The organism is Microcystis sp. M165S2, from assembly GCF_020245885.1.
Lineage (GTDB): Bacteria > Cyanobacteriota > Cyanobacteriia > Cyanobacteriales > Microcystaceae > Microcystis.
The window spans coordinates 1-6,737 of sequence record NZ_JADBTZ010000403.1 but is presented as its reverse complement, the minus strand read 5'-3'; the positions used below and the strand labels follow the sequence as shown (position 1 = coordinate 6,737).

Below are 6,737 nucleotides of genomic sequence, written 5' to 3'. Positions count from 1 at the left end.
CTGAAATCTGATTACTTCATTATAATCTTAATGGTTATCTCATGGACAACATTAATAACACGATTCATCTCCTAACAACTCTGCTAGTTTCTCTTCCCTTAGACCTTTAGCTTGAGCTTTTGCTCCTATTTTATCCATAAACGCAAAGTAAAACGCTCTCATTTCCTCGAAAAAGAACCCAGTAACGTCGGTTAAATTGCCTTTTGGTATAACTCATTCCCCCTTAATTTTAGACCAGTTAAGGGGGATTTTTTATGCTCTTACTTCTCCGTAGTGTATTTTTAAATTAATATTTGCTATAATAAACAGAGCGTAAGCATCAATCATCCTGATTAGATTTCTGCTGAGTCCAACTGTTTTCCGAGAAGATGGCTATCGCTTCTTTTTCTTTTCCCGCGAAGAAACAAGAATGCACGTTCATGTTCATTGTGCAGAAGGAGAAGCTAAATTTTGGCTTGAACCACAAATTGAATTAGCTCGTAATTATAACCTATCTCGAAAACAACTTTAAGCGATAGAAACTATTATTGAGGAACGACAAAATGAACTTAGAAATGCTTGGACAAAACACTTCTCAAGCTGAAGTAACTCATATTTCTTCTCATGGAATATGGATTCTGGCAAACAATGAAGAAATGTTTCTTTCTTATCAAGATTTTCCTTGGTTTCAAGATGTACCTATTAGACAAATTTTAAATATACAAGAGCCTTTTCCTAATCATTTTTATTGGCCAGATTTAGATGTAGATTTAAGCAAAGAAATTATTAAAAATCCTGAGAGATTTCCATTAAAAGCTAAATTCTAGTGCGATCGCTATCGCCGATCTTGTAGGGTGCGTTCCCTAATGCAACTTCTACCGCTCCACTAATAGATTTTTGGGGAACGCACCATGGACATTCATTGGCTGTAAGTGCGATCGCCGATCTTGTAGGGTGCGTTCATAAAATGTAACGCACCTTATTTTTATTGCTTGTCCTTCTGTATCCCATAGGATACACTTAAGGCATGATTGAAATTCGCCAGACCGAAACCTACTATCAGTGGTTTAGCAATTTGCGGGATCATCAAGCAAAAGCACGTATAGACATTCGTGTTCGTCGCCTGTCTATGGGCAATCCAGGCGATGTTAAACCAGTAGGAAAAGGTGTATCGGAACTGCGGATCGATTATGGACCAGGCTATCGGGTGTATTTCATTCAGCGAGGAGAGACCTTGATCATCCTCTTGGCAGCAGGAGATAAGCAAACTCAAGAACGGGACATCAAAACAGCATTAAATTTAGCACAAGACTTATAGGAGATTTTTATGGCTACTATCCAAACCTATCCTTGGGATGCGGCAGAACATCTCGAAACAAAAGAAGATATAGCTGCATATCTTGAAGCAGCCCTTGAAGATGGCGATCCAAGCTTAGTGGTAGCAGCATTAGGTGATATTGCTCGATCCAAAGGGATGACACATATTGCCCGTGAAACAGGGTTGGGGCGTGAAAGTCTCTATAAAGCTTTGTCAATCGAAGGCAATCCAGAGTTTGCCACAGTTCTTAAGGTCTTACAATCACTTGGGTTACGCCTCCAAGTCGTACCAATTGCCTAACTTCGCCGTTATACTGAATCGGTTTTTAATAGCATGATTAACTCCCAATCCAACCTTAAAAACCCGCTCTCCCCCATACCTGTTAAACGGGATTTGGTATCAGAGCGATCGCTAGATTAAGGGTTAAGTAATGTTAAGATCATAATTCTTCATCAAGAAAGCGCATGATCGCCGCGTAACTGTAGTCAAAAATACCAAATTTTGCCCCAGTCAGAATAAAGTAGGGATCAAGCGCATTCGATCGAAGCAAGAATTTTCTCCCCAGTATCTATGAATCAATCAGAAAGTTGCGGTAAGGTTTATCTCGTCGGTGCGGGTCCCGGAGATCCCGGTTTGTTGACCTTAAAAGCGAAAGTTCTCTTAGAAAATGCCGATGTTGTCCTCTATGATGCCCTAGTCAGCCCCTCGATTCTAGCCATGATTAACCACCGGGCCGAACAAATCCATGCGGGTAAGCGTCGCAGTCGTCATTCTCTGGTACAGGAGGAAATCGCCGCTTTACTGATCGAGAAGGCCCAGACTAATACCGTGGTTGTTCGTCTCAAGGGGGGTGATCCCTTTGTTTTCGGTCGCGGGGGCGAAGAAATGCTCGATCTGATCGCGGCCGGAATTAGCGTCGAGATCGTGCCGGGGATCACTTCAGGAATTGCCGTGCCTGCCTATGCCGGTATTCCCCTCACCCATCGTAATTATAGTTCTTCCGTTACTTTCGTCACCGGCCACGAGATGGCGGGTAAATATCGTCCCCAGGTTAACTGGTCAGCGATCGCCCATGGCGCAGAAACAATTGTCGTTTACATGGGTGTGCATAATTTACCCTATATTATCGGCGAGTTAACCAAGGCCGGCAGGAGTCCAGAAACACCGATCGCCCTGATTCGCTGGGGAACAACACCGCAACAACAGCAATTAATCGGTACTTTCACCACGATTATGGACCAGATCGAAGCCACCGGCTTTGAAGCCCCAGCGATCGCTGTTATCGGTGCAGTGGTGGACCTTCACGATCTCTTACAAGCGGGACAACCTTTGCTCTCCAGGACAATCCCCCCCACCCCCATTTCTCTCTGATCCGGTTCCCATGCGTCAATATCAAAAATCCCTGACAATTGCCACCAGTCCCAAGAATTTCCATCGTCTTACTGCCCCCATAGAAGCGATCGTGGCTGAATCAGGCATAACGACGGGATTATGCAGTATATTTGTCTGTCACACCTCCGCTTCTTTGCTGATCCAAGAAAATGCCGATCCCGATGTTCTCACCGATTTGGCCAATTTCTTCGCTAAGTTAGTCCCAGAAGATAGCAGTCTCTACTATCACTCTACCGAAGGGCCAGACGATATGCCCGCTCATATTCGCTCGGTCCTCACCCGGACATCGGAACAAATCCCGATCGCTAGGGGTAAATTAGTTTTAGGGATCTGGCAAGGTATCTATCTCTGGGAACACCGTCAGAGTCGTCACCAAAGGCAAGTGGTGGTTCATATCACGGGGGTCTGAAGCGTTGCGTATAGTTTTGTAATAGAAACTTTACTCGCACCCCTCATCGGAGTAAGATTTTTTCCGTGTACGATCAAATTGTTCGCTTTTTGAACAAAGAACTTCATATTTCGTAACAAAAGGAAACAATTTATGCGAAAATTGTTCGCTCTGGCCCTGGTGCTATCTCTCTGGTTCACCTTTGCCGCTCCAGCGTCGGCTGATTTGTCCAATCTGACCCCTTGTAGCGAAAATCCCGCTTTCCTACAAAAAGCGAAGAGTTTCCGCAACACCACTCTCGACCCCGAATCGGGAGCCAAACGCGCTCAAACCTACTCCCAAGCTCTCTGTGGACCGGAAGGCTATCCTCACCTAATTGTGGATGGTCGTTGGGATCACATGGGCGATTTCTTTATCCCTAGCATCCTATTCCTGTACATTACCGGTTGGATCGGTTGGGTTGGTCGGGCCTATTTAATCGCCGTGCGCGACAGTAAAGATGCCGAAATGAAGGAAATCATCATCGATGTTCCCCTCGCTTTGAGCAAAATGTTAACGGGTTTCCTCTGGCCGTTGGCCGCTTTACAAGAAGCCACTTCCGGTAAATTAACCGTTAAGGATTCGGAAATTACCGTTTCCCCTCGTTAATTTTTGTGTCAAACCCTTGACTTTTTATTCCCTAGGAGAACTCAGATGGAAGGACTTACTAAATTTCTCTCGTCCGCACCCGTGTTAATTATGGCGCTGCTGACTTTCACCGCCGGGATTTTAATCGAATTTAATCGCTTTTATCCCGATCTCTTATTCCACCCGCTAGGCTAAAGGCAATCTCAGGTGATTAAAGGGGATACAGAATCAACTGTATCCCTTTTTAAGGGCAACGATCGGAGGGATTGGGGGAATATTAAGAAAAGAAAGACACTGGAGACGACAGGCTCTAAAAATCGATAAGATACAGGTGTCTGTAACCACAGAGGTGGGACAAACCATGCTGTTAGATAGAGATTTGATGCTAGGAAAGCGGCTGCGCTATCAAGAATTACAAGAAAAATTAAAAGAGATTTGGCAGGGAGAAAACGTTCCCGAATCCGATGAATGGGATTATGATATCCTAGTTGTCCCTTCTTTTAGTATCGATCAGAGAGTCGGTCAAAAAGTAGCGGGTTTTTTACATTACGAAGAAAGATTATTGTTTTCTCTGATTCGGTTGCGACACCCGAAAACTCGTTTAATCTATGTAACAGCGCAGCCACTTTCGCGGATGGTGATTGATTATTACCTGCAATTGTTGCCGGGGATTCCTTTTTCCCATGCTAATAATCGTCTGTTATTACTGACAACTCACGATAGCTCTTTTCAACCTTTAACCCAAAAAATTTTGGAAAGACCGCGCTTAGTAGCAAGAATCCGGCAAGCGTTGCGTCGAGATCGTGCCTACATGGTTTGTTTTAATTCTACTAATTTAGAGCGAGAATTGTCTTTACAATTAGATATTCCTTTATTTGCCTGTAGTCCAGACTTATTGTATTGGGGTTCTAAAAGTGGCAGTCGCGAGATTTTTGGTCAAGGCAATATTCCCCATCCTGACGGTAGTTTACAGGTAAATACGGTCAAGGATTTGTTATACGAAGCCGCTAGTTTGTGGTCTCGTCAACCGCAACTAAAACGCATGGTAGTTAAGTTAAATGAGGGGTTATCGGGAGAAGGAAATGCAGTTTTAGATTTACGTCCTTTAGCGGGAATTGTTGATAGTAACAGTCTAGATTTAAGCGAGAGAATGAATCTCTTGGCCAAACAATTAGAGAAGATGAGTTTTCAAGCAAGGGATGAAAATTGGGACAGTTTTTCTGGCAAAATTGCTGAATTAGGGGCAATTGTCGAAGCTTTTATTGAAGGAGAAGAAAAGCGATCGCCGAGTGTGCAAGGTTATATTACACCCACGGGAGAAGTGAATATTCTTTCCACTCACGATCAAATTTTAGGCGGTCCCGATGGTCAAATTTATCTAGGTTGTCATTTTCCTGCCGATGAAAATTATCGCCTACAATTACAGGAATTAGGCCTAAAAATAGGGGAAATTCTGGCAGCCAAGGGGGCAATTGAACGCTATGGGGTTGATTTCGTCGCTGTGAAAAATCCAGAAACTTTAGTCTGGGATTTACAGGCGATCGAAATTAATCTGCGAAAAGGAGGAACCACCCATCCTTTCATGACTTTGAAGCTTTTAACTAATGGTGAATACGATCGAGAAACTGGATTATTTTTCAGTCAACCTCACCAAGAAAAACACTATATTGCCTCCGATAATCTCCACAAACCCCAATACAAAGGTTTACTTCCCGATGATTTAATGGATATTATTGCTAAACATCGCTTACATTTTGATAGTAGCAGTAAAACAGGAACAGTTTTTCATCTCATGGGTGCGCTGTCAGAATTTGGTAAATTAGGGTTAACTTGTATCGGTAATTCTAGTGAGGAAGCTGCGGCAATTTATCAGCGTGTGGAACAGGTGTTAGATTGGGAAACAGAGCATAGTTCCATAAATTTAGGTTATTATTATTCTGGATTACCGATCACTTGGATATAACTAGACTAATTTACTGGGTATAATTTTTTGTTTCAGAGATTTAATCATCCAAGCAGGCAGTTCTAAAAATTGATAGATAGCTAGATTCCAAAGATAGCCATACTGAGGGAATTTTCTTAATAACATAACTTCCGATAAAAAGTAAAATCGCCAAGTTCTTTGGTATTCAGGAGGATTATCTTCAATTCGTATTTGTTCGGGATAATTCGGCAGCCAGTGACCGATTACTCGCTCTTTTTCAAAATATTTAGCCTGAATATATAAACCTAGTAATCTATCTAAACACCAAAAAGGAATATATTTAATCGGACCAAATAAGTTCATGAGATTAGTAATTTCTATCGTCGCTACTTGCACAAGTTCACTTTTCCAAACTTTTTTATCAAAATTTTCTAAATGGGGACCATTTTGATCGCGACGTTGATTGAGAAAAACTTGGGGATTAAAAGGATTATCTAAAGGAGCGATCGGTAGTTCTAATAAATATTTGTTATCTTTAAATAAGTTACTATTATTCTCTCTTCTGCTACAGATAGCTAAACTTTTTACATCGGGAATTGTTGACCAAGAACTCTCTAATTTTTCTCGTTCACCGTAGGGAAATTCACATCTGGCTAATCGTAATACCCAACTATTGGGAAAGCGGTCAAAATAGTCTGTGACTAAGGTGACGATCTCCGGGTGTAAATATTCATCGCAATTGATTGTGAGAATATAAGTACCTCTGGCATTTAAAAATCCTGTACTTCTTTGAATAATTTCACCCCGTAAAGCACAGACAATCTGTTTCATGCGCGGATCATTCACCGGCGAAGGTTTGACCCCGGGAGGATGAACTAAAATAAATTCTATATCTCCCTTGACTTTCAATAATTCTCCTAGCCAATGTTCGCTAAATCCCTCACGCATCGGGATAACGATCGATAGAAAAGTATTGGACATTCTTTAGATTTGGTTGTGATTTATCAAAGTTGTCTTGACCGCGATGCACTTAACTGGTTTAAATAGTTTCTAAATAGGGTCTGCTGAAAAAGTTTTTCGGTGGGGGTTGGGGGTTGGGGGTTGGGGGT

10 protein-coding genes are annotated in these 6,737 nt (G+C 42.2%); 9 read left to right on the top strand and 1 reads right to left on the bottom strand.

Going from position 1 to position 6,737, the window contains the following annotated elements:
* Nucleotides 1-322: 322 nt before the first annotated feature.
* The 9 genes from IM479_RS20025 to IM479_RS19985 all read left to right on the top strand — a co-directional run bounded on the left by IM479_RS20025 (nt 323) and on the right by IM479_RS19985 (nt 5,667).
* Nucleotides 323-511 (top strand): DUF4160 domain-containing protein, encoded by a 189-nt coding sequence (locus IM479_RS20025; protein ID WP_353737576.1) that lies wholly within the window; start codon nt 323-325, stop codon nt 509-511.
* A 31-nt stretch (nt 512-542) separates the two neighbouring features.
* Nucleotides 543-806 (top strand): DUF2442 domain-containing protein, encoded by a 264-nt coding sequence (locus IM479_RS20020; RefSeq protein WP_287672773.1) that lies wholly within the window; start codon nt 543-545, stop codon nt 804-806.
* Nucleotides 807-1,006: 200 nt separating this feature from the next.
* Entirely contained in the window at nt 1,007-1,297 is a 291-nt protein-coding gene (locus IM479_RS20015; RefSeq protein WP_287686318.1) for a type II toxin-antitoxin system RelE/ParE family toxin, read from the top strand.
* Between the two features lie 9 nt (nt 1,298-1,306).
* The gene (locus IM479_RS20010) at nt 1,307-1,597 is read left to right on the top strand and encodes an addiction module antidote protein (protein ID WP_002757266.1); all 291 of its coding nucleotides are present in this window, start codon (nt 1,307-1,309) and stop codon (nt 1,595-1,597) included.
* A gap of 270 nt (nt 1,598-1,867) precedes the next feature.
* Complete coding sequence (gene cobA, locus IM479_RS20005; protein WP_287672778.1) at nt 1,868-2,668, top strand: uroporphyrinogen-III C-methyltransferase; 801 nt, start codon at nt 1,868-1,870, stop codon at nt 2,666-2,668.
* Between the two features lie 10 nt (nt 2,669-2,678).
* Nucleotides 2,679-3,098, top strand: coding sequence for a secondary thiamine-phosphate synthase enzyme YjbQ (locus IM479_RS20000; protein WP_002757262.1), 420 nt, complete (start codon nt 2,679-2,681; stop codon nt 3,096-3,098).
* A 132-nt stretch (nt 3,099-3,230) separates the two neighbouring features.
* On the top strand, nt 3,231-3,725 hold the full coding sequence (locus IM479_RS19995; protein ID WP_045362915.1) for a photosystem I reaction center subunit III: 495 nt from the start codon (nt 3,231-3,233) through the stop codon (nt 3,723-3,725).
* 45 nt (nt 3,726-3,770) lie between these two features.
* Nucleotides 3,771-3,899: a photosystem I reaction center subunit IX gene (gene psaJ, locus IM479_RS19990; protein ID WP_002738148.1), complete on the top strand. Its 129-nt coding sequence runs from the start codon at nt 3,771-3,773 to the stop codon at nt 3,897-3,899.
* Nucleotides 3,900-4,065: 166 nt separating this feature from the next.
* Nucleotides 4,066-5,667, top strand: a complete 1,602-nt coding sequence (locus IM479_RS19985; protein ID WP_287686319.1) for a peptide ligase PGM1-related protein — start codon at nt 4,066-4,068, stop codon at nt 5,665-5,667.
* On the opposite strand, the gene IM479_RS19980 is transcribed toward IM479_RS19985, so the two are convergent.
* Nucleotides 5,668-6,609, bottom strand: coding sequence for a glycosyltransferase family protein (locus IM479_RS19980; protein ID WP_287686317.1), 942 nt, complete (start codon nt 6,607-6,609; stop codon nt 5,668-5,670). It abuts the gene before it with no gap.
* Between the last annotated feature and the right edge of the window lie 128 nt (nt 6,610-6,737).